The 26971-nt window shown below is 60.9% G+C and carries 30 protein-coding genes; 21 read left to right on the forward strand and 9 right to left on the reverse strand.

Features of this window, described 5'->3' with window-relative positions; all coding sequences use genetic code 11:
* Positions 1-33: 33 nt before the first annotated feature.
* On the reverse strand, positions 34-1692 hold the full coding sequence (gene dnaG / locus ACM66T_RS00525; protein ID WP_231019641.1) for a DNA primase: 1659 nt from the start codon (positions 1690-1692) through the stop codon (positions 34-36).
* Positions 1693-1899: 207 nt separating this feature from the next.
* Between dnaG and ACM66T_RS00530 the strand changes: the two genes are divergently transcribed.
* From ACM66T_RS00530 to ACM66T_RS00560, 7 genes are all read left to right on the forward strand, one after another.
* Positions 1900-2547, forward strand: a complete 648-nt coding sequence (locus tag ACM66T_RS00530) for a ferritin family protein (protein ID WP_231019643.1) — start codon at positions 1900-1902, stop codon at positions 2545-2547.
* Positions 2548-2561: 14 nt separating this feature from the next.
* Positions 2562-3434, forward strand: a complete 873-nt coding sequence (locus tag ACM66T_RS00535; RefSeq protein WP_231019644.1) for a sulfurtransferase — start codon at positions 2562-2564, stop codon at positions 3432-3434.
* Positions 3435-3506: 72 nt separating this feature from the next.
* A complete protein-coding gene (gene rpsU, locus ACM66T_RS00540) occupies positions 3507-3719 on the forward strand; it encodes a 30S ribosomal protein S21 (RefSeq protein WP_231019645.1) in 213 nt (70 codons plus the stop codon).
* Between the two features lie 38 nt (positions 3720-3757).
* Positions 3758-4141 (forward strand): hypothetical protein, encoded by a 384-nt coding sequence (locus ACM66T_RS00545; protein WP_231019646.1) that lies wholly within the window; start codon positions 3758-3760, stop codon positions 4139-4141.
* Positions 4142-4202: 61 nt separating this feature from the next.
* On the forward strand, positions 4203-5366 hold the full coding sequence (gene purT, locus ACM66T_RS00550) for a formate-dependent phosphoribosylglycinamide formyltransferase (protein ID WP_231019647.1): 1164 nt from the start codon (positions 4203-4205) through the stop codon (positions 5364-5366).
* A complete protein-coding gene (locus ACM66T_RS00555; protein ID WP_231019648.1) occupies positions 5366-6295 on the forward strand; it encodes a D-2-hydroxyacid dehydrogenase in 930 nt (309 codons plus the stop codon). Before purT ends, ACM66T_RS00555 begins: the two co-directional genes overlap by 1 nt.
* A 183-nt stretch (positions 6296-6478) precedes the next feature.
* Positions 6479-6874: a YqaA family protein gene (locus ACM66T_RS00560; protein ID WP_231019649.1), complete on the forward strand. Its 396-nt coding sequence runs from the start codon at positions 6479-6481 to the stop codon at positions 6872-6874.
* Here ACM66T_RS00560 and ACM66T_RS00565 read toward each other — a convergent pair.
* Positions 6871-7434, reverse strand: coding sequence for a CDP-alcohol phosphatidyltransferase family protein (locus tag ACM66T_RS00565; RefSeq protein ID WP_231019651.1), 564 nt, complete (start codon positions 7432-7434; stop codon positions 6871-6873). The genes ACM66T_RS00560 and ACM66T_RS00565 overlap by 4 nt on opposite strands.
* 63 nt (positions 7435-7497) lie before the next feature.
* On the opposite strand from ACM66T_RS00565, the gene ACM66T_RS00570 reads away from it, so the two are divergent.
* Positions 7498-7845: a hypothetical protein gene (locus ACM66T_RS00570; RefSeq protein ID WP_231019653.1), complete on the forward strand. Its 348-nt coding sequence runs from the start codon at positions 7498-7500 to the stop codon at positions 7843-7845.
* Position 7846: 1 nt separating this feature from the next.
* Here the strand turns inward: ACM66T_RS00570 and ACM66T_RS00575 are convergent, their stop codons facing one another.
* Positions 7847-8200 (reverse strand): thioredoxin family protein, encoded by a 354-nt coding sequence (locus ACM66T_RS00575; protein ID WP_231019654.1) that lies wholly within the window; start codon positions 8198-8200, stop codon positions 7847-7849.
* 17 nt (positions 8201-8217) lie between these two features.
* Entirely contained in the window at positions 8218-9132 is a 915-nt protein-coding gene (locus tag ACM66T_RS00580; RefSeq protein WP_231019655.1) for an AEC family transporter, read from the reverse strand.
* Between the two features lie 25 nt (positions 9133-9157).
* Here ACM66T_RS00580 and ACM66T_RS00585 point away from each other — a divergent pair, with 25 nt between their 5' ends.
* From ACM66T_RS00585 to ACM66T_RS00610, 6 genes are all read left to right on the forward strand, one after another.
* A complete protein-coding gene (locus ACM66T_RS00585; RefSeq protein WP_231019656.1) occupies positions 9158-9973 on the forward strand; it encodes a DUF3108 domain-containing protein in 816 nt (271 codons plus the stop codon).
* Positions 9974-10052: 79 nt separating this feature from the next.
* Positions 10053-11639, forward strand: a complete 1587-nt coding sequence (locus ACM66T_RS00590) for an FAD-dependent oxidoreductase (protein WP_231019657.1) — start codon at positions 10053-10055, stop codon at positions 11637-11639.
* Positions 11621-11761 (forward strand): hypothetical protein, encoded by a 141-nt coding sequence (locus tag ACM66T_RS00595; protein ID WP_231019658.1) that lies wholly within the window; start codon positions 11621-11623, stop codon positions 11759-11761. Before ACM66T_RS00590 ends, ACM66T_RS00595 begins: the two co-directional genes overlap by 19 nt.
* Positions 11761-12459 (forward strand): succinate dehydrogenase/fumarate reductase iron-sulfur subunit, encoded by a 699-nt coding sequence (locus ACM66T_RS00600; RefSeq protein WP_231019659.1) that lies wholly within the window; start codon positions 11761-11763, stop codon positions 12457-12459. Before ACM66T_RS00595 ends, ACM66T_RS00600 begins: the two co-directional genes overlap by 1 nt.
* Before the next feature lie 87 nt (positions 12460-12546).
* Positions 12547-13047, forward strand: coding sequence for a YajQ family cyclic di-GMP-binding protein (locus tag ACM66T_RS00605; RefSeq protein ID WP_231019660.1), 501 nt, complete (start codon positions 12547-12549; stop codon positions 13045-13047).
* Positions 13048-13059: 12 nt separating this feature from the next.
* On the forward strand, positions 13060-13773 hold the full coding sequence (locus ACM66T_RS00610; RefSeq protein ID WP_231019661.1) for a hypothetical protein: 714 nt from the start codon (positions 13060-13062) through the stop codon (positions 13771-13773).
* 48 nt (positions 13774-13821) lie between these two features.
* On the opposite strand, the gene ACM66T_RS00615 is transcribed toward ACM66T_RS00610, so the two are convergent.
* The 3 genes from ACM66T_RS00615 to ACM66T_RS00625 all read right to left on the reverse strand — a co-directional run bounded on the left by ACM66T_RS00615 (position 13822) and on the right by ACM66T_RS00625 (position 18866).
* Positions 13822-15180 (reverse strand): ELWxxDGT repeat protein, encoded by a 1359-nt coding sequence (locus ACM66T_RS00615; protein ID WP_231019663.1) that lies wholly within the window; start codon positions 15178-15180, stop codon positions 13822-13824.
* Positions 15181-15323: 143 nt separating this feature from the next.
* Positions 15324-16034, reverse strand: a complete 711-nt coding sequence (locus ACM66T_RS00620; RefSeq protein WP_231019665.1) for an SIMPL domain-containing protein — start codon at positions 16032-16034, stop codon at positions 15324-15326.
* A gap of 24 nt (positions 16035-16058) precedes the next feature.
* Positions 16059-18866 (reverse strand): helicase-related protein, encoded by a 2808-nt coding sequence (locus ACM66T_RS00625; RefSeq protein ID WP_416768673.1) that lies wholly within the window; start codon positions 18864-18866, stop codon positions 16059-16061.
* 72 nt (positions 18867-18938) lie between these two features.
* Between ACM66T_RS00625 and ACM66T_RS00630 the strand changes: the two genes are divergently transcribed.
* The 7 genes from ACM66T_RS00630 (at position 18939) to ACM66T_RS00660 (ending at position 23363) form a co-directional block, all read left to right on the forward strand.
* On the forward strand, positions 18939-19157 hold the full coding sequence (locus tag ACM66T_RS00630; RefSeq protein ID WP_231019667.1) for a hypothetical protein: 219 nt from the start codon (positions 18939-18941) through the stop codon (positions 19155-19157).
* A gap of 89 nt (positions 19158-19246) precedes the next feature.
* On the forward strand, positions 19247-19570 hold the full coding sequence (locus tag ACM66T_RS00635) for a hypothetical protein (protein WP_231019668.1): 324 nt from the start codon (positions 19247-19249) through the stop codon (positions 19568-19570).
* A complete protein-coding gene (locus ACM66T_RS00640) occupies positions 19557-19874 on the forward strand; it encodes a DUF309 domain-containing protein (protein WP_231019669.1) in 318 nt (105 codons plus the stop codon). The genes ACM66T_RS00635 and ACM66T_RS00640 overlap by 14 nt, the downstream gene beginning before the upstream one ends.
* Complete coding sequence (locus ACM66T_RS00645) at positions 19867-20484, forward strand: NAD(P)H-dependent oxidoreductase (RefSeq protein ID WP_231019670.1); 618 nt, start codon at positions 19867-19869, stop codon at positions 20482-20484. Before ACM66T_RS00640 ends, ACM66T_RS00645 begins: the two co-directional genes overlap by 8 nt.
* Positions 20485-20548: 64 nt before the next feature.
* Positions 20549-21940, forward strand: coding sequence for an NAD(P)H-hydrate dehydratase (locus tag ACM66T_RS00650; RefSeq protein WP_231019672.1), 1392 nt, complete (start codon positions 20549-20551; stop codon positions 21938-21940).
* On the forward strand, positions 21937-22530 hold the full coding sequence (purN, locus tag ACM66T_RS00655) for a phosphoribosylglycinamide formyltransferase (protein ID WP_231019674.1): 594 nt from the start codon (positions 21937-21939) through the stop codon (positions 22528-22530). Before ACM66T_RS00650 ends, purN begins: the two co-directional genes overlap by 4 nt.
* 53 nt (positions 22531-22583) lie before the next feature.
* Positions 22584-23363 (forward strand): thiazole synthase, encoded by a 780-nt coding sequence (locus tag ACM66T_RS00660; RefSeq protein WP_231019675.1) that lies wholly within the window; start codon positions 22584-22586, stop codon positions 23361-23363.
* A gap of 253 nt (positions 23364-23616) precedes the next feature.
* On the opposite strand, the gene ACM66T_RS00665 is transcribed toward ACM66T_RS00660, so the two are convergent.
* Positions 23617-24810: an acetate/propionate family kinase gene (locus ACM66T_RS00665; protein ID WP_231019676.1), complete on the reverse strand. Its 1194-nt coding sequence runs from the start codon at positions 24808-24810 to the stop codon at positions 23617-23619.
* Positions 24807-26912 carry a phosphate acetyltransferase gene (gene pta / locus ACM66T_RS00670; RefSeq protein ID WP_231019677.1) on the reverse strand — a complete coding sequence of 702 codons (2106 nt, stop codon included), beginning with the start codon at positions 26910-26912 and terminating at the stop codon, positions 24807-24809. The genes ACM66T_RS00665 and pta overlap by 4 nt, the downstream gene beginning before the upstream one ends.
* Positions 26913-26971 lie beyond the last annotated feature (59 nt).

Below are 26971 nucleotides of genomic sequence, written 5' to 3' on the forward strand. Positions count from 1 at the left end.
ATTCCTTGGTAAGGCACAGGAGCAGGAGCGCGCCTAGGCGTCTATTCCCACCAGTTCACCTTTTTTGAGTTTCGCAATTTTACCGAGAATCTGACGATTTAAGAAGTATTTCTTATCGCTGGGGATGGAAGGATCGCGCATCACCGCCTGGCGGCGATGTTCATAATATTTGCGCAGAAAGATCAGCAGTTCGCTCTTGAGGGTTTCGTCGTCGGGGAAAACGGGGACGGCTTCGTCCATGACGATGTGAATAAGTTCCGGGGTGCTGCTGTCGCCCTGCAGGGCCGTGGCGAATTCCCGGGCGTGAAAACGCAGCATCTGCGGCGAGATGAAATCCAGCAGCGCGTCGACGACGCCGGGGCGTTCCAGCACCGTTTTGATAAGGGAGAGCTCCCAGAGGTCGCGGTGGGCTGAGGGTGCCGTGACGGGGGCCGTGGGCGCTGCTGTTCGTACCGGCTGGCTTCCGACCCGCACCAGCCCGGGCGAGATGCCCATGCGCGCGGCGAGGTGGCGCTTGTACTCCTCCTGCATCAGCGGGGAGAGGGTTTTGAGGTAGGCGGTCGTCTCCGCGAGGGCCTGCTCCTTCGCGCGGGGGTTGGCCAGGTCGTACTGCCCCAGCGTCGTCTCCAGCACGAAATCGATAAAGGGGCGGGGCTGCCGGAACATCGTGCCGAGCTCCTCGACGCGCCCCTCTTTGACCATGTCCGCCGGGTCGCGTCCCCCTTCGAAAAGAACGACGCCGCCGTCAAAGCCCGCGGCGCTGAGCAGTTTCGAGGCCTTGAGGGCCGCATTGCGCCCCGCCGCGTCTCCGTCGTAGGCCATGATGACGCGCGGTTCGCCTTTGCGCAGGAGCGGGAGGTGCTCGCTGGTCAGCGCCGTCCCCAGGGTTGCCACGGCCTGGGTGAAGCCGGCCTGGTGCAGCATGATGACGTCGAGGTACCCCTCGGTGACGATCATCTCCTTGCGTTTGTGGATGCTCTCCCTGGCGTGGTTGTAGGCGTAGAGTAGACGGGACTTGTTGAAGAGTTTCGTCTGCGGGGAGTTGACGTACTTGGCCTGGTGGCCGGTGATGGTACGGCCGCCGAAGCCGACGATGGCGCCGTTGGGGGCATGGATGGGAAAGGTGATGCGCTCGATGAAGCGAGCGTATTCGCGCCCCTCACTTTCGCCCGCGACCCCCAGCTCGACTGCTTCGGCCATGGAGAACTGGTTCTGCTTGATGAAGCCCAGGGTCAAGTGCGACGTGGGGGCATAGCCGATGCCGAAGTGCTCGATGCTCGACTCATAGATGCCGCGATCACGCAGGTACTGTATCGCCGTGGGCGTCTTGTCCAGCAGGCTGCGGTACCAGTCGTTGAGCTTCTCCATCAGCTGGGAGCGCTGCTGGCGCGGCTCTCCCTGGGTGTAGGCGAGACTGTAGTTGTACTGGCCGGCGAGCTTCTCGATCGCCTCGGGGTAGGTGAGCTTTTCGTACTCCATAACGAACTTGATGGCGTCCCCACTCGCCTGGCAGCCGAAACAGTGGTAGAACTGTTTGGAGGGGCTCACGGAGAAGCTCGGACTCTTTTCGTCGTGGAAGGGACAGAGCCCCTTGTAGTTGACGCCGGCTTTCTTCAGTTCGACATAGTTACCGATGACGTCGACGATGTCGATCCGGGATTTGAGCCCGTCGATGGAGTCCTGGGAAATCATAAGGGCATTTTAGCGCAATGTAGCCCGTTGGGGGCTTCGAGATGAGGTGAAACTAAAGGATAATTTTTCTCCTTAACTGTAAGCATCGGAAAAGAGCCAACGTTCTATAATGGTGACTGATTTGATTGTCTTGAGGCCGGTGCCGGGCCGTTTCGCCCGGAGTGCCATAGCGCGGCGGGAAGACCGCCGGGAGAGAAGGAGCAGAAGATGAAACAGTATGAGACCTACAAATGCAGCGTTTGCGGGAACGAAGTGGAAGTACAGCATGTCGGCGGGGGCACCCTGACCTGCTGCGGCCAGGAGATGGAGTGTGTCACCGAGAACCTGACAGCCGTCAACCTGATGAAGGCCTATGCCGGCGAATCGATGGCGCGCAACAAGTACGACCTCTTTGCCGACATCGCCCGCGAAGAGGGGTGGCATGCGATCGAGCGCCACTTCCGCGAAGCGGCACTCAACGAGATGTGGCATGCCCGGGCCGAGTACAAGGCCTATCACAAGATGATGGAGGGGCAGGAGGTCGAAGCGACGATGAAGAACCTCGAGACGGGGATGGAAGGGGAACACTACGAACACACGGAGATGTACCCCAACTTCGCCGCGATCGCCGAGGAGGAGGGGCACAAGGCCCTTGCCCGGCTCTTCAACGCCATCGCCAAGGTCGAGGTCGAGCACGAACGCGAATACGCCGCGCTGAAACAAGCGATGATCGACGACGGCTTTTTTGCGAGCGCGGACGAGGAGATCTGGGTCTGCGAGGTGTGCGGCCACATCCACCGCGGCAAGAAGCCGCCCAAGGCCTGTCCGCTTTGCGGGGTGCCGCAGGAGTATTTCAAGCGTGAACATCTGTACTGAAAAGGCAAAAATTGATGCGTAACCTGATGATTCTGATGGCGCTGGCGGCTTCGCTGCTGGCGATGGAACCGGTCGTAACGGGCGAATGGCTCGTCAAGCATGCGGAGGATAAGAACCTTGTGATCGTAGATGTTTCCGCCCCGGAAGCTTACGAGGAGGGGCACGTCCCCGGCGCGCGTAGTGCCAGCATCGAGCTGTGGCGCCAGGGGGTCGGCAAGCACGCCGAAGTGCGCAGCGCCGCGGCGCTGCAGGCGCAAATGCGCCGTCTGGGGATCGGCAGCGATTCCAAAGTCGTCGTCTACTCCCACCACCTCGATAACAAGGACCTACTGCGCGCGACCTACGTGCTCTGGGCGATGGAGTATGCCGGGTTCAAAAACAGCGCCCTGCTTGACGGCGGCCTTCCCGCCTACACCGCTGCGGGCGGGAAGCTTTCCGCGACGGCGACGGCGGACGGTTCCGGTGACTTTTCCGTCGCGACCGATGGGGGGATGATCGCAACGCTGGATGAGGTACAAGCCTCCCTGGACAAAACGGCGATGATCGACTCGCGCCCGGCGGTTTTCTATTTCGGGGCCGAGAAGCAGGGGATGCTCAAACGCGCCGGGCACATCAGCGGGGCGCACAGCTATTTCTGGCGCTATAACGTGACGCCGAAAAACCGCCTCAAGCCGAAGGCGGAGCTCTCGGCCATGCTGGAAAAGGGGCTGGGGCTGAAGAAGAGCGCGCCGCTCATCGTCTACTGCACCGGCGGGCTGGAGGCGTCGATGAACTACTTCGTCGTGTACCGCGTGCTCGGGTTCGCGCAGGCGAAACTCTACGATGCGTCGATGAAAGAGTGGGCCAACCGCGACGACACGCCGATGCGCGTTTTCGTCTGGGAATAAGGGCACCTTTGCATTCGGATGCGGATTGTGTTATACTTCGCGTCCAAATTTTAAAGAAAGTAGGTGATGTGAATGCCAGGTATCGTTCTTCGTCAAGATGACAACTTCGATGCTGCGTACCGTCGCTTCAAAAAGCAGACTGACCGTAACCTCGTCGTTACGGAAGCGCGCGCCCGCCGTTTCCACGAAACAGCGACCGAAAAGCTGAAAAAAGAGAAAATTGCTGCACGCAAGAAAATGCTCAAACGTCTGTATATGATGCGCCGTTACGAGTCACGCCTCTAATCCCGAAAGCCTCCGGGCTTTTTGGATACACTCTCATTATGAACCTCCTCCTTATTGACAAACAGGGCCTTGCTACGTACGCCAGAGAAGAGATCCTGCGCGACCAGTACCACCATCATGTCGATTACGTCTCTACCTTCGAGGATTTCAAAGCCAAGTACGCCGTCGGCCGATACAAGGTCGTCATTGTCGATTTCGCCCTCGAAGCCGGTACGGAAGCACTGAAACTGATGGACAGTCTCGACCCGAAGCAGCGGGTCATTATCCTCAGCGCCAGCGACGACTACAGCGAACACAAAGGGTGTGCCTACTGCGTGGACCATCACAACCGCCGCCGTCTGAAAGAGCCCGTCAGTATCGCAGATCTCGCCAATCTCATCAAGAATTTCGACTATACCACCTGCGCCCATTACCACGAGTAGGGCACCGCTCTTTTTTAGCTCCCTTCGTTACAATTAGGCATCTGATTTTAAGGATCTTATGATGCTGTTTACCGCGCCGTTAAAAAGCAATTCCGTTCGTATCATGCTGCTGGGTTCGGGGGAACTCGGCAAAGAGGTCGCCATCGAGGCACAGCGCCTGGGGATTGAGGTGATCGCCGTCGACCGTTACGAGGGCGCTCCCGCCCACCTGGTCGCGCACCGTTCCCACGTCGTGAACATGCAGGACACCGAGGCGGTGCTGGAGCTGATCCGCTCCGAGATGCCCGACTTCATCCTCCCCGAGATCGAAGCGATCAGCATCGACGCACTGTTCAAGGCCGAAGCGGAAGGGTTCCACGTCATCCCGAACGCCGAAGCGGTCAGCAAAACGATGAACCGCAAGAACATCCGCAAATTCGCCGCGGAGGAGCTGGGACTCAAAACCGGTCCCTACGAGTTCGTCAAAACCCGCGAGGAGCTGGAGGCGGCAGCGGGCCGCCTCGGCTACCCCTGCGTCGTCAAGCCGGTCATGAGCTCCTCGGGCCACGGCCAGAGCGTCATGAAGAGCGAAGCGGACCTGGACCGCTCCTGGGAGATGGCCAAAGAGGCGCGCGGCGATGCGAGCGAGCTGATCGTTGAAGCCTTTATCGCCTTTGATTACGAGATCACGATGCTCACGGCGCGCAACGGGTTCGAGACGGTCTTCTGTGAGCCCATCGGCCACATCCAGCGCGACGGCGACTACGTCTTCAGCTGGCAGCCGATGCAGATGAGCGAGGTGGCCAAGGAGCGGGCACAGGCGATCGCCAAGGCGATCACCGACGGCCTCGGCGGCCGCGGCATCTTCGGCGTGGAGCTCTTTATCCAGGGTGACGAGGTCTACTTCAGCGAAGTGAGCCCGCGCCCGCACGACACGGGCATGGTCACGCTCATCACCCAGAGCCAGAGCGAATTCGCCCTGCACCTGCGCGCCGTCCTCGGCCTGCCCCTGGGCTTCACCTTCTACGGCGGCGGCGCGTCGGCGGCGTATAAAGCGACGGCGGAATCCTTCGCCCCGGTCGTCGATGTCGACGATACGCTCTTCGATGATAACAGCTACGTACGCGTCTTCGGCAAGCCCGAGTCCCACCCGGGCCGCCGCCTTGCCGTCGCGCTGGTCTATGACGAGCCGGAGGCCGCGCTGGCCAAGGCGCGGACCATCATCGAGAAAGTAAGCGACCACTGATGAAAATCGTCCTGCTCGATACCCTCACCTTCGGCGAGACGGACCTCGGCGGTTTTGACGCATTCGGCGAAGTCGAAGCCTTCGAGACGACGGCGCCGGAAGAGACAGCGGAGCGCATTGCTAACGCCGACGTTATCGTCACAAACAAGGTCGTTATCTCCGACGAGATGATGGCCGCGACCCCGACGCTGAAGCTGATCTGCGTGGCGGCGACGGGAACGAACAATATCGATATCCCCGCCGCCGAGGCGCGCGGCATCGCCGTCAAAAACGTTGCCGGCTACTCGACCGATTCCGTTATCCAGCACACCTTCTCCATGCTCTTTTACCTTCTGGGCCACAGCCGCTACTACGACAGTTACGTGAAAAACGGCGACTGGGCGCGCAGCGAGGTTTTCACCCATGTCGGCCGTCCCTTCCACGAGATCAAGGGCAAGACCTGGGGGATCATCGGGCTGGGCGAGATCGGCCGGGGTGTCGCCGCCGTTGCCAAGGCCTTCGGGGCAGAGGTGCGCTACTACTCCACCTCGGGCAAAAACGCCAACGCCGACTATGAAAAAGTGACCCTGAGCCGCCTGCTCGAGGAGAGCGACGTCGTCTCGGTCCACGCACCGCTCAACGCTGCCACGCAGGGGTTGATCGGCCACTCCGAGTTGCTCATCATGAAAGACGGGGCGACACTGCTCAATCTCGGGCGCGGCGGGATCGTCGACGAGCGCGCTCTCGCGGCCATCATCGACGCCAAACCGATTTATGTCGGCCTCGACGTCCTTGAAACAGAGCCGATGAACGCGGGCCACCCGCTGATGGAAATCGAGCACAAAGAGCGCCTCTACATCACCCCGCACATCGCCTGGACCTCCGTCGAGGCGCGCGATGCGCTGATCGCCAAGGTCATTGACAACATCCGCACCTTCGTCGAACAGTGAAGTGTCGGTGGATAGGCCCGAGAAAAGTGCCGAAGGCATGCGGGTACCCCGGGGGCACTTCCTTCGGGGCGCCTGCCGCCGATGTAGTGTAAGCGGAATTCCGCAGGGCGCAGTCCGAGGACAACGCAAACACAGCGTTAGCGTAGCCGGAAGGGCTCTGCTCTTTGGGCGTACCAAATGATATTGACACTGTTTATTTCCGCTTTTCTCGCCGCTACGTTATTCCCTTTTAGTTCCGAAGCCGCCCTCGTTGCCGCCCTGTCGGCCGGGATGGAGCATGCGACGGCGCTGACGGCGGCCTCCGCGGGGAACATCCTTGCAATCCTCGTCAACTATCTGCTCGGCTTCTGGCTCTACGAAAAGAGCCATACGAAACTGGAAGCGAGCAAAACGGGGCGCAAAGCGCTCGCGGTGGGGCACCGCTACGGCTATGCGGCCCTGCTGCTGAGCTGGCTGCCGATCATCGGGGACCCGCTGACCCTCGTCGCGGGGCTGGTGCGGCTGAATATTGTCTGGTTCATTCTCATCGCCGGAAGCCTGCGGGTCGCGCGCTACTGGCTGATCGCGCAGGCGTTCTAGCGCCGCGTGCGCAGGTGCCACCAGGAGCGGATGTCCGTCTCCGGCACGTCGAGGGTCAGCGTGATGGCGATATTTTCCACCGCTTCGAGCACAAGCACGGCCACGGCGATGTAGAAGGGCCAGGAGAGGTCAAAGACGAGCAGGGCGAAGATTCCGAGGCTCATCAGGATCGCGGAGAGCTTCGTGATCCACGTGTGGTAGCTGGCAAACCGTTTGAATTTCAGGATGCTTGCCACGGCGGGCAGGATAAAGACGGCGACGGCCAGGAGAATGACGGGGGCCTCGCGTTCGATGCGTTCAGGCCACTGCAGCCAGGCCCCCAGGGTGACGGCCATGTAGGTGGCGTAATCGCCGTAGCTGTCTAGCTTCGCCCCCAGCACGCTTGTCTGGTGGAGCAGGCGGGCCAGGAAGCCGTCGAGGGCGTCGGAAACGAGCATAAGCGAGAGGATCGTAAAGAAGGGGACGGCACTCTCCGCGAGCCCCGAGAGAACGAGAAACGGGGCACAGGCCAGGCGGAAGAGACTGAGGGTGTTGGGGATGGTCCATAGCGGTGTCTTCATGGTTACCATTATAGTGAAACGGCCGGCAAATATGATACTATGTGAAAAAGCAAGGAGGCGACGATGGCGGACGACCAAAACAAAAATGAAGAGGAAATGCCGCATTTCATGCAGCGGCAGTACGGCAAGTCGGCGTCGACGCTGGAGGCGTCCCATGAGGAGCTCTCCGACGTACGCAAGCAGATGATCCGCTTTGCCCTTGAGTTTCCCATCCGCGACATCCGCACCTACTCGGGCTATAAGGGGGATCTGCTCGTCGAGATCACGACGGGCAACGATGACATTCTCTCCGAGCTCAAAGCCCATGCGGAGTCCCTGGGCATGGAAGTCGTCGTCAAAGAGCGGTACGACACCCGCATCCACGAGGTCTACTGCATCGTACCCGACGAAAATATCTACCGTCTGAAGTAGGCTACTTTCCGAACAGCCGGGCCAGGAGCCCTTTCCCCTGCGCCTTTTCGATCATGCGGATATAGCGCGCCGGCGCGGCGGCACCCAGTTCATAATCCTTTACCATCTTGTCTTTTGCCCCGATGCTGACGCAGAACGGGACGCTGCGGATCTCGTATTTGGCGGCGAGCTTCGGGTTGCGGGTGACGTCGACCTTGGCGATCACCGCTTTGCCCTCAAAGTGCTTCTCCAGGGCGGGAAGCTGTGAGAGCACCTGCTGGCAGGGGCCGCAGGTCGGGGAGTAGAAGTCGATAAACAGCGGTTGGTCCATTTCGGCGACGAATTGCGAGTAGGTGGCATCGGTCAGTTCAAGCATAGCTTCTCCTTTGATACTCAGATGGTCAGCCACGGCACGTAGCGCATGGCGGCGAAGATGATCCCCAGGAAGAGGACGGAGGTGATGAAGACGAGGGCCGTCAGTGCCTTGGGGCGGCAGTCGTAGAGCGACGCCAGGTTGACGTTGGCGACGGCGAGGGGCATCAGCATCTCCATGAAGAGGATGCCTTTGACCATTTCCGGCAGGTCGGTCAGGGACAAAATGGCGTAGGTGACGGCGGGGACGGCGAGGAACTTCAGGCCGTTGACCCAGCCGATCAGCACGCGGTTGAGTTCGGTGATCTTTGTGTCATAGAGGTAGATGCCGAAGAGCACGAGCTGCATCACCATTGACGCGTAGGCGCCCATCGTCAGCGTCTCCTCGACCGTCCCGGAGGGGCGGTAGCCGCCGAGGTTAAGGGCGATGGCGACGAGGGCGGCCCAGAGCACGGGGAGCTTGACGATGTTCAGCAGCGAATCGCGGACGCTGAAGTTGCCGCGCGAGTAGTAATAGACGCCGAAGGTGTAGACGAAAAAGACGTTGGCGAGGTTGATGATGGTCGTATAGGGGACACTCTCCTCGCCGAAGAGCGCAATGCCCAGCGGGATGCCGAGGTTGCCCGTATTGCCGATCAGCGCCGCGACCGTGGCGATGGAACGCTCCTTCACGTCGGCAAAGAGCAGCCGCGAGGCGAACATTGTCACGGCGACGAGGGAGAGGGTGATGCCGATGTAAAGCAGCGGCGTCTGCAGCAGCGTCGTGTCGATGGGGCGTTTGAGCAGCCCCCACAGGGTCAGGAAAATCTGCAGAAAGTAGACCGAGAGCAGGGTAATGGTGCGCTCGTCGATCTGCTCTTTGAAACTGCGCTTGGCCAGGTAGCCCACGCCGATAAAGAGATAGATCCCCAGCACCGAAACGATGGCGGAATTCATGCCGTGATTGTACTATAATGTGCGTATGAAAAGTCTGCTGTTGCTGTTTGTTTTTTTATCGGCGTTGATGGGTTCGGAGGCGGAGACGACCCGCTACAAGGTGATGCTCTCGCTCTTCGGGAAGGTCGGGGAGGCGAAGATCACCATCGCCGAGCGCGGGGATGAGTACCGTATGATCGTCGAGGATTACGCCACGGGGCTGGCCGCGGAAATCTCCGGGCATGAGCGGGACCGTTTTGTCAGCCGGGGGCGTATTGTGGACGGTATGTACGTTTCCGATACCTTCGAGCTCTACCAGACGAACGACAAAACGACCGAATCCAACGTGTACGTTTTCGACCATGAAGCCGAGACGGTCACCCGCTTTCAGGACAAGAACGAGACGGTGACGGAGACGACCTTTGACGCGATGAGCATGCGCCTGGTGGAGAAGCAGACCCAGAAAATCAAGCGCAAGACGGAGGTGCTTGATTTCTACAGTCCCTATGATGCCCTCTCCGTCGTGCTGAACATTCCCTCCCTGCTCAAAGATCGGACGCGGGTGGAGATCAAACCTGTCGGCCTGGCCAAGAAGGAACGCAAAATGTATATCAGCAGACCGGAAGCGTCTACCCTGCCTGAACTGCAGGAGACCTTCCATACGCCGACGATCCGGCGGATCGTGCAGCTCGATTCCTTCGAGCTTGAAGACGAGGACGAATACGGCGTTTTGATCGGTTATAACGCGCAGGGCGGTATTGATGAGGTGGTCACCAAGGAGACCTACTTCCTTATCGGGTTCGGCCGGATCGAAAAGATCGGCTCCTCCCGCCGCGGCGTTGCGGAAATCTTTGACGAATAGGAAAGCGGTTTTCTTTAAATCGGACGCAACGCTTCCTAGGTTATGATGCGCGGTAAATTGCGGCCTTCAAAGGAGCGGAATGGTTGATGTATTAGTAGTCGGCGGCGGCGGTGCGGGCATGGCGGCAGCACTCTCCGCCAAAGAGGCGGGGGCATCGGTGGCGGTGCTCGGCAAGAGTTACCCCACCCGGTCGCAGACCTGTATGGCGCAGGGGGGCATCAACGCGGCGCTGGGCCATGCGGGCGAAGACAGCGTCGAGGCACACATCGCCGATACCCTCAAATCCGCCCAGGGGCTGGCCGACGAGGCGGCCGTGGCGGCGCTCTGCAGCGAGGGGATCGAGGCGCTGCGGTGGCTGGATGCGATCGGGGTGCCTTTCAGCCGCAATGACGATGCGCAGATCGCCCAGCGGCGCCTGGGCGGCGCCTCCGCCCCGCGGGCCTGTTACGCCCAGGACTACAGCGGGCTGAAGATCCTGCACACCCTTTACGACCAGTGCAACCGCGCGGGCATCCCCTTTTACAACGAACGTTTCCTGCTCGACATCATCGTCGAAGGGGATCGGGCCTGCGGGGTGAAGGTCCTCGATGTCCGCAGCGGCGAGGTTGAAGTGTACATGGCCGGGACGGTGATCCTCGCGACCGGCGGCTACAGCAAGCTCTACGGCCGCCACTCGACCAATGCCGCCGGCAGCAGCGGCGACGGCCACGCGGCGGCGCTGCGGGCCGGTGCGCGGCTCAGCGACATGGAGTTCGTGCAGTTCCACCCGACGGGGCTGGCGGGCTCCTCCATCCTTATCTCTGAGAGTGCACGCGGCGCGGGCGGCTACCTGCTCAACGGCAAAGGGGAACGCTTTATCGACGAGTGCCTTCCACGCGACAAAGTGGCGCGGGCCATCCACGACCAGATCATGGCAGGCGAAAAGGTCACCCTCGACATCCGCCACCTCGGCGAAGCCTTCATTGATGGTGAACTTCCCCAGGAGCGCAAGCTCGCGCAGCGCTACGAAGGGGTCGACCCGGTCACTGAACCCATTCCGATCAAGCCGGTGGCCCACTACACGATGGGGGGCATCGAGGTTGGTGCGGATTCGCAGACCGCTGTTGCGGGACTCTTCGCCGCGGGCGAATGCGCCAACCACCGTGTCCACGGCGCGAACCGCCTCGGAGGAAACTCTCTGCTGGAGCTGATCGTTTTCGGCCGCCAGGCGGGGACGAATGCGGCAGTAGCGGCGCAGAGCGGCAACGGGGTTGCGCCGGCGGCCGCGGCGGAAGCTCCGGAACTGGAGGCGTGCTTCAATGAAGCCCCCGAGGTCGATTTTTATGCCCGCCGCGACACCCTGGCGACGCTCTTTTACGAGCAGGTCGGCCTGGTGCGCGACGCCGAAGGTTTGCAGGGGGCCCTGGAAGCGGTCAAGACGATGCAGGCGGAGCTGCCGAAGATGGGCGTTGCGGATCGCAGCGGGGCTTACAACACCAACCGGACGGATTTCCTGGAGTTCGTCAACCTTCTCACCGTGGCCGAAGCGGTGGCGGAGGGAGCGCTGCGCCGGGAAGAGAGCCGGGGGGCGCACTACCGCGGTGATTTCCCGGAAGCGGATGCGGCCCTGGCCGTGCACTCGCTCAGCTGCATCAAAGAGGAGGGACTATGTTTCGATTTCCAATGATCTGTTCGGATGATATTGATGAGGATTTCCTCGAGGAGGAACCGGAGGAGTGGGAGGACGCCGTATGCGAAGACCCCTACTGGGATGACGAGGATGACAACGAAGTGGAGTGGTGCGACTGATGAAAATTGCTGTCAAAAGAGGTGACGAAACCGTCACCTATGACGTCGATGTCGAAGGAACGCTGCTGGAGCTTCTCACCCACATCAAGACGCACGTCGACCCGACCCTGACCTTTGCTTCGGGCTGCCGCTCAAGCGTCTGCGGCAGCTGCGCCGTGCGAGTCAACGGCACCGAAGCCCTTGCCTGCAGCCACAAGCCTGCCGACGGCGATCTCATCGAACCGCTGCGCAACGCCGAGGTGCTCCGGGACCTCGTTGTCAATATGGACCGTCCTCTGGCGTTCAATGCCGGGGCGCAGGCCTGGATCGATCCGGTCAGCGGTGCGATCCGCATGGGGCACGCCGATGAGAAGGCGAATGAGCTGCAAAGCGATTGTATCCTCTGCGGCTCCTGCTACAGCGCCTGCCCGGTTTACGCCGTTAAGCCGGATTTCGAGGGGCCTTTTGCCCTGACACGCAGCTGGCGCTATGTCAGCGACGCCCGGACGGCGGATGTGCGCGGCAAGCTCGAGGCGGTCCAGCAAAACGGCATCTGGGACTGTACGCTCTGCAACGAGTGTGTTCCCGTCTGTCCCCAGGGGATCGCACCCAAGCAGGACATCAACATGCTGCGCTCCAAAAGCGGCATGGAGGGGTTCATGGACCCGAACATGATGGGCGGTTTCGGCGGTCTGGACTTCGGAGCGCCAAGTTTTTAATCTTTCTTCCCCGGCGGCAGCCCCCGCGGCCAAACCCCTTAAGCTCATTTTGTTATAATCGGTTTGAATGACAAACAGAGGTGTTATATGGCAGCAAAAGAGCACAGTTTCGATATTTCGGCCAAGATCGACATGCAGGCGTTCAAAGACGCCATCGTCCAGGCCGAGCGCGAGGTGGCGACCCGCTACGACTTCAAGGGGCTCACCGCCGATATCGATTACAGCGAAAAAGCCAAAACATTGACGTTAGTAAGCGCCAGCGACAACAAACTCGAGGCGCTGGAGGACATCGTCATCGGAAAACTGCTCAAACGGGGGCTGACGTCGAATGTCCTGGACAAACAGGGAGTCGAGGACAGCAGCGGCGGCAACCGCAAAACGGTCTTCAAGGTGGTCGACTACATCGAGGCCAAAGAGGCGAAAAAGATCGCCGCAGAGATCAAGAACCTCAAGCTCAAGGTGACGGCGCAGATCGAAGGGGATCATATCCGGGTCAAAGGCAAGCAGCTTGATGACCTGCAAAAAGCGATCCGTGCGATCCGCGGGATGGAGTGGGATGCTCCGCTCGTCTTTGAAAACATGCGCTGAAAGGAGCGAGTGATGTCCAAGATGACGGTCGCGGAGGCGGCGGAACATTTTAAGGTCTCCAAAGAGGCGATCCACAACCGGATCCGCCGCGGTACCCTCAACAGCATTATCGAGAACGGCGTGAAGTACGTTCTGCTCTCCGACGCCAAGCCGGCACCGGCGGCGGACAGCCGTTTCCACGATTACATCGAGAAAGAGAACGAGCGTCTCAAGACGAAGAACGAGCAGCTCGAGGCGGAAGTGAACCGCCTCCGCGACCAGCGCGAAGCGATGCTGATCGCCGAGCGCGAAAAGGTCGAGCAGATTTACAAGGAGCGCGACGAGCAGCTCAAAAATGTGCTGCAGGTCTTTGCGTCAAAACTGCTGCCCGAACAGGCGGCCGCGGCCGTCGTCGAAGAGGCGGTCTCGGCGGAGATCGTCGAAGCCGCCCCCGAACCGCTGTCCGAGGAGGAGTTCGAAGACGGCATAATCGACGAGGGCACCGACGAAGATGACGCCAACGAAGAGGTGGCGGCAGACAGCACCGACCCGTTCGCGGACGACGACTTTGACGATCTCGTCTCCCTCAAGGACTTCATGAAGTTAAAGGGGTACGGCAAAAAGCACCGCAAACGTGTCAAAGAGCGTTTCGAATCCCGGGCCGACGAGGATACCCGTATCCTCACGCGCGGCGGCAAGCTGCACCTGCGCCCCTATCACTACGACTACAGCGACCTGCTGAAATAGATGCGTCTTGCCTGGTCGCGCGGCGCAGGCAAGATCCCGTCTGCGGGGTCAATCCGGGTAGTTCCCCGCTTTGAGTTTCACCGTTCCCGCTTCGGTACCGTCGCTTTTCCACACGCCGCCGCTCTCGGCATCGGTGGCGAAGAAGAGCAGTGTGTCACTTACCATGATGAAAGAGAGCGGGTATGAGCCCGTACTGCCGCTGTAAATGTCCTTCACCATGACGGTACCGGTTTCGGTACCGTCACTTTTCCAAAGTTCATAACCGTGCGTCCCGTCACTGGCGCGGAAAACGACGGTGCTGTTCATGTTGAAAAGCTCATCGGGTGTGCTGTCGGAGCTGCCGCTGTAAATGTCTTTTACCATGACGGTACCGGTTTCAGTCCCGTCGCTTTTCCAGAGTTCGTTGCCATGAACGCCGTCGTCAGCGGTGAAGAAGAGTGTACCGTTGACATCCGTGAGGGCATAGGGCTGGCTGGTGCTCACACCGGCATAGATATCCTTGACCATCACAGTACCGGTTTCGGTCCCGTCACTTTTCCAGAGTTCGTAGCCGTTGCTTCCGTCATCGGCTATAAAATAGAGGGTGCTACCAACGATCGTGAGCTCTGCTGGGCTGCTGCCGGCATTGCCAGGGGCAATGTCTTTGACGAGGAGTGTGCCGTTTTCGGTGCCGTCGCTCTTCCAGAGTTCGTAGCCGCTGGTCCCGTCATCAGCTTGAAAATAGAGGGTGTTTCCGAGGGCGGTGAGCTCTGCCGGATTACTGCTTCCGGTGCCGGAATAGATATCCTTGACCAGTACAGTACCGTCGGCGGTGCCGTCGCTTTTCCAGAGTTCAGTGCCGTGTCCACTGTTATCGCCGGCCCTGAAGAAGAGGGTAGCATTGAGGACGGCGGGGAAGTTCGGAAAACTGCCGATGCTACCGGGGTAAATGTCCTTGACCAGGACGGTACCGGCTTCGGTACCGTCACTCCTCCAGAGTTCGTGTCCGAGACTAGTGAAGGCCCGGAACATGATGGTGCCGTTGACATCGTTGAATTTGATCGGATTACTGTCGTTTGCACCGGGGTAGATGTCTTTGACTAGGACGGTTCCGGCGCTGGTACCGTCACTCTTCCAGAGCTCCCGGCCGTTTGTTTCGTCTATGGCATTGAAGTAGAAGGTGCCCTCACTGTAAGTAATGGCATCCGGATAACTGCCGTTTGTACCGGGATTGATGTCTTTGACGAGTACAGTGCCTCTTGCCGTCCCGTCGCTTTTCCAGAGTTCGTAACCGTTGGCATCACCGGAGAACTGGAACAGCACAATATCCGGGCTACTGTTTCCGCCTCCGCCACCCCCGCAACCGAAGATGGTCATTGCCGCAGCCACGCTTAGCAGTGAGGCCGCTATCGTCATAACTATTTGCATTTCATGCCTCCTCAAACAGACTTTGAAGTGACTAGCGGGGAAGAATCCCCTCTAATATAAGTCAGATAAATCTGTTATATAAACTCAGTATATATATTAATTGCTTAAGGGAGAGCAGAACTGATGCTACGCATCGCTCTTTTTCAATCGGAGAGGTAGTATTCGACGGTCGAGACGACCCGGACCTTTTTGATATAGGGCGTGGAGCTGTCGCGGTCGGTGATGGAGAACTGCCCCTGGCGGGCGGTCTTGATCTTTCCCAGGCGGCTGGCGGAGTCCTTGGCGAACTTCTCGGCCACGACGCGGGCGTTCCGTGTTGCCTCCTCGATCATGGAGGGTTTGAGGCTGTTGAGCCCGGTAAAGAGGAACTGGGTACGGTTCTGGTAATTCTGTCCGGAGAGCGCGATGCCGTCTTTGCCCAGGTCGGCGATCTCCCGCATGCTTTGGCGGACGGCGTCGATGCGTTCGCTGTAGACCGTGACGACTGTTGAGGCCGTGTAGCGGAAAGCGATATTGGCCGTATTGCCGTAGTTTTGTGCCTGCCGGTCGACGATGGAGGGGGATGAGACAGTGACCTCTTCCTCACTGAAGCCATGCGCCTTTAAAAAGGCTGTGACGGCGGCACTTTTGCGTTCGACGGTCGCATAGAGGGAGCCGAGGTCATTGCCGGCTTCGTCGAATTTGATGGGCCAGATCGCCTTGTCAGCGGTGACCTCGCGCTCGGCCAGCCCTTTGACGGTGACGACCCGCTCCATTCCCTTGACGGTCAATGCGGCGGTGGAGAGCAGGTAGCCGAAAAGCCCGAGCCCGAGAAAGATAAAGAGGCCAAGGACGGCAGCGGAAGTTTTTGACATGAGGTTCCTCCTGGCGGTGACGGGTTAGGTCCGGAATTTTCCCTGTTTGGTGCTTTTGCCGCTGCGTTTTTCGCGGTTGAGGCGGCGGAAACAGCTTTGGCAGATGGCGTATTCGGAGTTAAGCGGCAGTGGTTTCGTACACTGGCGGCAGCGGGGGACGAACTCGCTCTTTTTCAGGGAGCTCTCGATGAAACGGTTGAGGGTGCCGCGCCATTCGCGGGCCTTGTCCGTATCGACGAAGGCGTCGGCGAAGCGGTAGGCGAGCCAGAGGTAGAGGGATATCTCCTTGACCCGGTCCTCGGCTTCGAGGAGTTCGTCGGTCGTGAGGGCGTATTCACCCAGGTGCGCGGGGGGAAGATAGGCGATCGGTTTGGCCTGGGCCAGCGAACGCACGTAGCGCTCGTAGGCTGCGACGATATAGGGCGATTTGAGCGTCAGCGGCGCGGCGGCGAGGTGGAACTTCGCCGTCAGGTCGAGCTCATAGCGGTCCACGATGGCGGCGGCTTCGAGCATGGACTCGAGGTTGGCGGCGCGGAAGGGGCCGGTAAACTGCATGTTCTTGACGAAGAAGGTGAGGATCTCCGCAAGCGACTCCTCCTCCAAAATCCCTGCGACGAGCTTGATGTGTTCCAGGTTGGCCATGACGTTGAAGGGGACCGTCACGGGGCGGGCGGGTTTGTGGAACTGTTTGTGGATCATGGAGAGGACGTCTGGGCGGATCGCGCCGACGTGTCCCTTCTCCTTGATGCCGTAGCGGCCGGCCCGCCCGCTGATCTGGTGGATCTCCGAAGCGGTCAGCGGGCGCTGGTTCTCGCCATCGAACTTGTCGCCCCGGGAGAAGAGGATCGTCTGGATGGGGAGGTTGAGCCCCATAGCGATGGCGTCGGTGGCGACAAGGACCTCCGTCTCCCCTTCGCGGAAACGGCGCGCCTCCTCCCGCCGCACTTCGGGGGAGAGGTTGCCGTAGACGACGCTGACGCGGAAGTGCTGGGCGAGCTGCTGTTTGAGCCGCAGCACCTCTTTGCGCGAAAAAGCGATGACGGCGGTGGCGGGCTGGATATGGGTGACGGGGGTGGCCTGGGTCATCAGCTCCAGCGGGTTTTTGCGTTCGCAGTGCACGATTTCCAGCGGTTCGCCGAGGTAGTCGGCCAGCTTCTGCACCGCGTCGACGGCATTCTCCGAGCCGGTCATGATGACGGTCTTGGCGGGGGCGCCGATAATGGCATTCGCCCAGGCCCACCCCCGGTCCCGGTCGCCGAGCATCTGGACCTCGTCGATGACGCAGACGTCGACGTCCGTGTTGAAATCGAGCATCTCGATGGTGGAGCTGATATGCGTCGCCTCCTCGTCGATGATCTGCTCCTCCCCGGTAATGAGCGAGGCGCCGATGCCGTGTTCGCGCAGGGACTCGTACCCCTCAAGCGCCAGCAGCCGCAGGGGGGCGAGGTAGTAGCCGGTGTCGGCCTTTTCCAGCGCCTGCATCGCCCGCCAGGTCTTTCCGCTGTTAGTCGGGCCGGTGTAAAAGATGAGCTTGCGGCGCAGTTCTCGGGCGAGGGGGAAGAGGTTTTTGAAGTCGCGGATGGTGCGTGCGAGCAACTCCTGGCGCTGGCGCTTCAAGAGGGCGTCGTGGATGTGGCGCTCCCAGTGAAAAATGGTCTTGCGCCAGAGTTTGGAGTTGATGCCAAGGTGCTCGCCGAGGTGTTCGGCAAGTTCGCCCTCCAGCCACTGCAGGATCTCGTCGCGGGAGGGGCTCAATAGTTTGGCCAGTTCGGCGCACTCGTCTGCCAGGGTCTGCAGCTGCGCGCCAAAGGCTTCCCGCTCGTTTTGCAGCGCCGTATCGAGCCCGCCGGTCACGTCGACCGGCTCGCCACGCCAGACGGCGGCGAGGATGGGGTCGCGAAGCAAGGAGAGATGGGCTTCGTGCTCGACGGGGTGTTTGAACCCCTCCGGGGTGAAGCCGTCGCGGATGCCCAAAACGATCTCTTCGTCGGTCTGCAGCATCGTACTGAGCGGGGTTTGCCGTTCCAAAACGGTGCGCAGGAGGCTGTCGGGCAGCGGCGGGAGGGTCAGGCGGCCGTCGGGCGGGGCGCTTTTGAGGGTCTGGACGATCTGCTCTGGGCTCAGGTAGGGGTGGGAAGCGTCGAGGGTGGCGAGGAACGCGGTCAGTTCGGCCTGCTTCTGCTGCGTCACCTCCGCCTTGGCCGCCGTGATCTCCGCGACCAGCTCCGCCTCGTCGCTGTCGTTAAGGTAGGTGAAGGAGAAGGCGGGGGTTTTCAGGGGGTGGATCTTGCGGAACTGCTCCCCGAAAAGGTCGTAATCGAGCAGGGCGTTGAACTCGAAACGGTCGTCAAGGTCGAAACGCCCCTCGCACGCTTTTTCGATGCGAGCGCGTTTCTGCTCGAAGCGCAGGTGCGCGAGCTTCGCCTCCATCTTTTCGGGCGTGATCTTCTTCGTGCGTACTTCGATAAAGCTGTTGTGCAGGGCGCGGGCTTCGGAGGGGGTGACGTCCATCGTCTCCAAAATCGCGTCGATCTTTTCGCTGCGTTCGACGGAGGGCTCTTTGGTGTTGGGGGAGGGGTAGACACGCCCCTCGGCGGTAAAGAAGGCCGTGATCGCCTGCCTCATGTCGATATCGGCGTCGCTCCAGAGGCGCCGGAGCGTCCGGACAAGCGCCTCGCGCTCCCAGCTCTCGGGGATGTATCCCAGCGTCTGGACGAGCTCGCCAAGGGTCGCCGTGTCGACGCGTTCGATCCCTTCGTCAAAACCGTCCCCGTCGAAATAGCGGCGGATGGAGGCGTTAAGGCGGGTCAGCTTCTTTTTCTTTTTTGCCATAAGCCATTGTAGCGGCTTGCGGGTAAAATCCGTTATAGTTTCTGCCATGATTCTACGCATGAGGAGACCCGGATGCACGAAGAGATCAAATTCGTTCTCGACCACGAAACGGTCGAAGCGCTTCAGACCTACAGCGCTCTGCTGAAAAAAGAGCCCGCCGTCATCATCAAGGAGGCCCTGCAGGGGTATTTCGAAGCGGCCGAACAGCAGCTCCTGCACAAAGCCTCACAGGAGACGGACCCGATGACGGACCTCGACTATGACGAGTTCTGGGACGGCGTGGACCTCTAGCGCATCCCTTTTATGAAAGAAACCGGATGGTGTCAGAATAACATGCGACACTAACGTTTCTTTCAACCCGCCCCTGCTAGAGTGTCGCCATGAGTGAATTTCCCCTGGAATGGACGCAGGAAGAGTACCTGCGCGAAAAGAAGCGTCTCGAGGCCGAAGGTGTCAGGGTCCTGTTGATCGACACGATCCTTAACCCCATCGACCATGCCGAGACGGTCACATACAATCCGCCGATGCTGGAGCAGGAGCCGGAGGGCTCCGTTTTCGTCTTTTACTGCGACACGGGCAAGGCCTCCAAAGAGCGTCTGCCGGAGTTCCGCAAGCGGTTCCCCGGCAAGCACTGCATCTCCCTGCGGGGCGGGCGCGGCTACTGGCGCAAATACCTTCAGGTCAAAGACAATGCTGACGCGTGAACACGTCGACGCGTTTCTCGCCTGCCTGGACGAGGAGCGCTATTACGACGCCCACGAGGCGCTGGAAGATATCTGGTTTCCCGTGCGCTCGCAGAAGACGCCGGAGATCCTGCTGCTCAAAGGGCTGATCAACGCCAGCGTCAGTTTCGAGCTGCACAAGCGCGGCCGGCCGCATAAATCGCCCGGCCCGTGGGGCGTCTATCTGAAATACCGTGCGCATCTGCCGCAGATCGGCGGGCAGAACCCGCTCTATTTCGAGCTGGACGATGCCGTCCATGCCGTCCAAAGGAGACTCGGTGACTGATTTTGCCGACGCGATGGCCTTCCGCCACGCCTGTAAACGTTTTTCGGATCAGCAGATCCCTGAAGCGACCTTTGAACAGGTCCTCGAATTCGGTCGGATGTCCCCCTCGTCGTTCGGGATGGAGCCGTGGCGCTTTCTCGTGGTGGCGGACACGGCCTTGCGCGAGGCCCTGCGCCCGCTCTGCTGGAACCAGCCCCAGATCACCGAATCCAGCCACCTGCTCATTATCACGGCGGACAACGAGTGCATCAAACCGGGCACGGAGTACGTCCGTGCGATGTTTGCGCGGCGGGGACTCCCCGAGGAGGCTTACGAGCGCTACCTTGGCGTCTACGCCGACCATATGGGGCCGCAGTTCCACAGCCGCGAGGCGATCGAGGCGTGGACGCACAAGCAGTGCTACTTGGCCGCGGCGAACATGATGACGGGGGCGGCATCGCTGCAGATCGACAGCTGTCCCATCGAAGGGTTTGAAAAAGCGAAGGTCGAAGCGCTGCTTGCGATGGAGCCTGCCCGTTCCGTCGCCCTGATCGTCGCCTTCGGCTACCGCCTGAACCCCCAGCCCGAGCATTATCGGCTCGATCTCGACGACGTCGTCGAGCGGCGGTAACCCCGCGCACCCCCCGATCCGTTTTTAGCCGAATCGGCTATAATATGCTAAAAACGGAATCCCCATGCAGAACCTATTCGACGAAGTAGACTCCCTGGACAGACGCTGTTACGACGCCTATGGACTCAGCGAAGAGCTGTTGATGGAGCATGCCGCCGAAGCGATGGCGGGTGCAGTCAGGGAGCGCTTCGGCGCGGGCAGCCGCGTCGTGATCGTCTGCGGCCCGGGCAACAACGGTGCCGACGGATTGGCGCTGGCCCGTCTGCTGCATGGGGTCTACCATGTCGAAGTCGTGCTGCCGCTGGAGGTGAAATCGCCGATGGCCCGTCTGCAGTATGAGCGACTGCAGAAGCTGGGCGTGCCGGTCGTCGACGCGATTACACCGTGCGATGTGCTCGTTGACGCCATCTTCGGCAGCGGCCTGGGACGGCCGCTGGGCAGCGGGATCATCGGGCTGATCAAGCTGATGAACGCCCTAGGGGCTTTCAAACTCGCCTGCGATATACCGACGGGGCTGCGCAGCGGAGGGAGTTGCGATACGGTGGTCTTCCGTGCCGACCTGACGGTGACGATGGGCGCGCTCAAGCGCGGCATGTTCAGTGACGCGGCTAAAAACGCCGTCGGCGAGATCACGGTAGCCGAGCTCGGCGTGTCGCGCAGCCTCTACGAAAAAGAGACACCCTGGAAGCTGCTGGAGCGTGACGACCTGCACCTGCCGCTGCGCGAAAACGCCGATGTGCACAAAGGGAGCTTCGGTCATCTCGGCATCGTCTGCGGCGAAAAGAGCGGGGCGGCCATTATTGCCGGCAAGGCGGCCCTGCGCTTCGGCGTGGGGCTGGTGACCCTGCTCTCGAACGAGGAGGTCGCCATCCCCTATGAACTGATGCAGTCGCACCTGCGTCCGAAAACGGTCAACGCCGTCGCCATCGGGATGGGGCTGGGGCAGGAGTTCGCCGAACAGGAGCTGCGGGAGCGGATAGACAATGACATCCCCCTGGTCTGCGACGCGGATATCTTCGCGCACCCGATGCTGGGGGAACTCCTGAAGCGCAAGCGCATCGTCCTTACCCCGCACCCCAAAGAGTTTACGACCCTGCTGAGCCGAACGGGCATCGCCACGACCGATGTGCGGGGCCTGCAGCAAGACCGCTTCAAATTTGTCGAAGCTTTCTGCCGTGCCTACCCCGATGCGGTGCTGCTGCTCAAGGGTGCCAACGTCATTATTGGGCAGGGGGATCAGTTCTATGTTAATCCCCACGGCACCAACGCCCTGGCCAAGGGTGGCAGCGGTGACGTCCTTTCGGGCCTTGTCGGGGCCCTGCTGGCCCAGGGGTACACGCCGCTTGATGCTGCGATCCACGCCTCTTTGGCGCACACGGAGGCGGCACGGCGCTTTAAGGGGCAGCAGTATGCCCTGACGCCGGACGACCTGATCGAAGGGGTTTGCTGCCTATGAAGCCGCGCGTCGTCATTTTGTTCAGCGGGGAGGGGACAAACCTCCAGAAACTGCTGGAGGCCCTCCCCTCCCACGGCATTGAGATCGCCGCGGCGATTACGAACCGGCCCCAGGCCCCCGGCATAAAGCGGGCGGAAGCGTTCGGGGTCCCTGTGGAGGTGATCGATCATACGCTTTATGAAAGCCGCGAGGCGTTTGATGCCGTGCTCGTTGAACGGATCGAGAAGTACGGCCCCCACCTGACGGTGACAGCGGGTTTTATGCGCATCCTGACCCCCGTCTTTACCGACCGCATTCGCGCCGTCAACATCCACCCCTCGCTGCTGCCCAAGTACAAAGGGGCGCGGGCGATCGAACAGGCCTACGAGAGCGGGGACACCGTCTGCGGCGTCAGCGTCCACTGGGTGACGGGAGAGCTCGACAGCGGTACCGTAATCGCCCAGTCCTCCTTCGAACGCACGGAAACGATGGATGCCGCCGCCTTTGAAGCGGCCGTCCACGACCTCGAGTACGAGCTGCTCCCCCGGACCGTCGCTGCCCTGCTGGAGGGCGGGGACGGATTAGAGGGTGCCGTTAGGGCTTTAGCGTAAGATACGTTATAGATTAGCTGTGTTATAACCCGGAAACTTTTTGGAGAGAGACAATGAGCGATACACTTAAAATCGGAAAATACGAGTTCAACAGCCGCCTCATCGTGGGCAGCGGGAAATACAAGGATTTCGAAACGACGAAGGAGGCGACACTGGCTTCGGGATCGGAGCTGATCACCGTCGCGGTGCGCCGTTTGAACATTACGGACCCGAACAAGGAGAACCTGCGCGACACCTTCAAAGGAACAGGCGTGCAGTTCCTTCCCAACTCTGCAGGGTGTACGACGGCCGAGGAGGCGATCACGACCTTCCGCCTGACCCGCGAGGCGACGGGCATCGACCTGATCAAGCTCGAGGTCATCGGCGATACGCAAAAGACACTCTACCCGGACGTGCTTGAGACAATCAAGGCGTGCGAGGTCCTGGCCAAGGACGGTTTTACGATCATGGCTTACACCTCCGACGACCCGATTATGGCCAAGCGCCTTGAAGATGCCGGCGCGCACGCCATCATGCCGTTGGCGGCGCCCATCGGTTCGGGTCTGGGGATCCAGAACCGCTACAACGTCGTCTTTGTCCGCGAAGCGGTCAGCGTTCCGGTCATTGTCGATGCGGGCATCGGTTGTGCTTCCGATGCGGCGGCGGCGATGGAACTGGGGGCCGAAGGGGTCCTCACCAACACGGCGATCGCCCAGGCATCCGACCCGATGACGATGGCGGTGGCGATGAAGCATGCCGTCATGGCGGGCCGCATGAGCTACCTCGCCGGGCGTATCCCGAAACGCCCCTATGCGACGGCGTCATCTCCGATCGACGGGATGATTCAGTTCTAAGGGACTGTTGCTCTTTTTCATGTAAAGGCACCTTTTCCGTAGCTTTGTTCCCCTTCTTTTTTACGACGAGGCATTTAGTGCCTCGCAGGCATTGCGCTTTAGCGCTTATGCTCGTACAAAAAAGAAGCCGAACCGGGAAGAAAAAAGTACGAAAAGGCTGCCGCGCCGTATAACTTCCTAAATGCCTTTCAAATGTCACAGCTGTGTTGGACGTTCCATGGGTGCAGTCAACCGTAATATATTCTGTCTGTCCCTATCTTCCCTGTGTGAGATACGGTAGGCATTGCCGTGCGATGGAGTGCTCTTCGTCCGTGGGGATGACATGCAGCTGGCTGCGGCTCCCTTCGGCGTGGAATGCGCCTCCCTCCTCCGTCAGATTCTCGTTTTTCATCTTATCGGTCTCGATCCCTAGGATATGCAGCCCTTTGCAGACGGCATGGCGGACGGCGCTGCTGTGTTCGCCGATGCCGCCGGTAAAGACGACGGCGTCCACGCGGTCAAGCAGCACGGCGTAGGCGCCGATGTATTTTCGGATGCGGCGCACAAAGAGTTCGAAGGCGAGCAGGGCCTCGGGCTCTTCGTCGCGCATCCGGTTTTCGATATCGCGCATATCGTTGGTCCCGGCGATTCCCTTCAGACCGCATTCACGGTTGAGGAGGGTATCGAGTTCCTCCGCATCCATACCCGTTTCGCGCGACAGATAGGCGAGCAGGCCCGGGTCGATGTCGCCGCTGCGCGTTCCCATGACGAGTCCTTCGAGGGGGGTGAAGCCCATCGACGTATCGATGCTGCGGCCGTTGCGGATGGCGCAGGCGCTGGCCCCGTTGCCCAGGTGCAGGGTAATGAGGTTGACGGCGTCAAGGGATTTTCCCATCCGCGCCGCGCATTCGGCGGCGACGTAGGCGTGGGAGGTACCGTGAAAGCCGTAGCGCCGGACGGAGAGCTCGCTGTAGAAACGCGCCGGCAGGGCATAGCGGAAGGCGGAGGGCGGCATGGTGTGGTGAAACGCCGTGTCGAAGACGGCGATCTGCGGGACATGGGGGGCGAGGTTCCGCATGGCCCGGATCCCTTTGGCGTTGGCCGGGTTGTGGAGGGGGGCCAACGGACTGAGGGCTTCGATGGCTTCCAGGACGGTGTCGTCGAGGCGGACGGGGCCGCTGAAACGCTCGCCGCCGTGTACGACACGGTGGCCTATTCCCTCGAGGGCGTCGAAACTGTCGATGAAGCCGTTGTCGATCAGCAGGTCGCGGACCGCGGCAAGCGCGGCGTCGTGGTCGGCGACGGGAAGGTCGAGGCGGACGTGCTCTTGGCATCCGTGAAGGATGGCGTGGGCGTCGCCGCGGCCGATATTTTCCACGAGGCCTGAGACGATCACCTGCTCCGAGCGCATTTCAAAGAGTTTGAACTTCACCGACGAACTGCCGGCGTTGATGACGAGGATCTTCACGATGGCGTCTCCTGGGCCTGGATGGCAGTAATGGCGACGGTGTTGACGATGTCGGCGACGCTGCAGCCGCGGCTGAGGTCGTTGACGGGACGGTTCAACCCCTGCAGCACGGGACCGATGGCGACGGCGCCCGCGGAGCGCTGGACGGCCTTGTAGGTGTTGTTGCCGGTGTTGAGGTCGGGAAAGATGAAAACGGTCGCCTGCCCCGCCACCGTGCTGCCGGGCATCTTCTGCGCCCCGACCTCCGGGTCGATGGCCGCGTCGTACTGGATGGGACCGTCCACGGCAAGTTCGGGGCGCTGTTCCCGGACGAGCTTTGTCGCTTCGCGCACTTTTTCAACGTCGCTCCCGACCCCGGAGTCCCCGGTGGAGTAAGAGAGCATCGCCACACGCGGTTCAATGCCGAAGCGTCGGGCCGTCTCCGCCGACGCGATCGCGATTTCCGCCAGTTGGGCCGCATCGGGGTCCGGGTTGACGGCGCAGTCGGCATAGACGAGGACCCGGGTGTCGAAGCACATGAAAAAGCAGCTCGATACGATGTTCTGCCCCGGCGCCGTTTTGATCGTCTGCAGGGCCGGGAGGATTGTTTCGCGGGTCGTATGCGTCGCCCCGCTGACCATGCCGTCGCACTCCCCCTGCGCCACCATCATCGTCGCGAAGAGGGTCGTGTTGCCCAGGGCGTCGTAGGCGGCTTCGAGGGAGACGCCTTTGTGGGCGCGCAGTTTGGCATAGGCCTTGGCCAGGCGGCGTTTTTGCTGTTCGTCTTCGGGGTCGACGATGGTCGCATTGCGCAGATCGAGCCCCAGGGCGGCGGCCCGGGCCGCAATGTTTTCCGCCGAGCCCAAAAGGGCGATGCCGACGGCCCGCCGGCGCAGCAGGATGTCGGCGGCCCGGAGGATGCGGTCGTCGGAGGTTTCGGGCAGGATGATCGTCTTGCGATCCCCCGCGGCCCGGGCGAAGAGACGGTGCTCGAACATGGCCGGGGTGACGATCCCGGCCGACGCCGCGGCGAGCTTGGTCTCAATCAGTTTCGCGTCGACGTTCTGGTTGAAGACCCCCAGCGCCGTGGCGATCTTTTTCGGCGATGCGGCATCGATGCGGGCGGGAAAGGCGCGCACCATCTGGGCAACCTCGACCGTCTCTTTCGGGAGGTGCAGCAGCGGTATCTGCATGGCGTCAAGGCCCTTGAGGAGCTCAATGACGCTTTGTGCAGGGGGTGTTTCGCCTGTCAGGAGCACGGCGCTGACCGCCGGAAAATTCCCGGCGTAGTTCGCGGCCGTCGCGCCGAGGATGATATCGGCGCGGTCCGAGGGGGTAATGATGAGGTCGTCGGTCCTGATATGCGTCAGGAAATGTTCCAGGTGCATGGCGGCGATACGGGGCTGGGCGATAAGGCGGTGAAGCTGCTCGTTGGTGCCGATCAGTATGTCCGCGCCCAGTCCTTCGGCAAGCTGGTAGACGTTGGGGCGGTCGAGCGTCGTGACTTCGGGCAGCAGGACGACCGGTTCGGGGATCTCCGGGCAGACGTTCTGGTCCCGGCGGTGGGCTTCATAAAGCGCGGCGTCGCAGCGGTTTGCAAAGAGCATCAGCAGGGAGACGCCCTGTTTCTTGATGGCGTAGCTCCAGAGCCGTAGCGCCTCTTTGAGCCCGGTTTCATCCATGCCGCGGGCCGGGACGACGCCGACGACGGGCGCGGCGAGGTTCTTGGCGATCTCGACGTTGAGGTCGAAGTCGATCAGCTGGGAGAGCGCATCGTCGACCACCCCCTGGCAGAGAACGAAGTCGTAGGTTTCCAGCAGGGCGTCGTGCCGTTCGATGATCGTCTCGATCAGCCGGTCGATCTTTCCTTCGGAGAGCAGGGTTTCGGCCTCGGAGACCGTCAGGCCGACGGCACTCTCGTAGGGCTGCTCCAGCGCGAAATGGCTGAGAATGGTCAGGGTATCCGGATCTTTCCCGGCGGCGTCGGCGATCAGCGGCCGGAAAAAGGCGACCCTGCCGTGCAGCCGCAGCAGCAGTTCCGTCATGCCGAGTGTGACAAGGATACTCCCTGCATTGCGGGTTTTGGAAACGATATAGAGCGAGCGTACGGTTTCGGCATTCATAGCGGTAATTTACCATAAAACGGTTAGGAGTTCATTACCGCTGGGGTATAATGTGAGCA

Source organism: Sulfurimonas sp. ST-25, assembly GCF_048079205.1.
Taxonomy (GTDB): domain Bacteria; phylum Campylobacterota; class Campylobacteria; order Campylobacterales; family Sulfurimonadaceae; genus Thiomicrolovo; species Thiomicrolovo sulfuroxydans.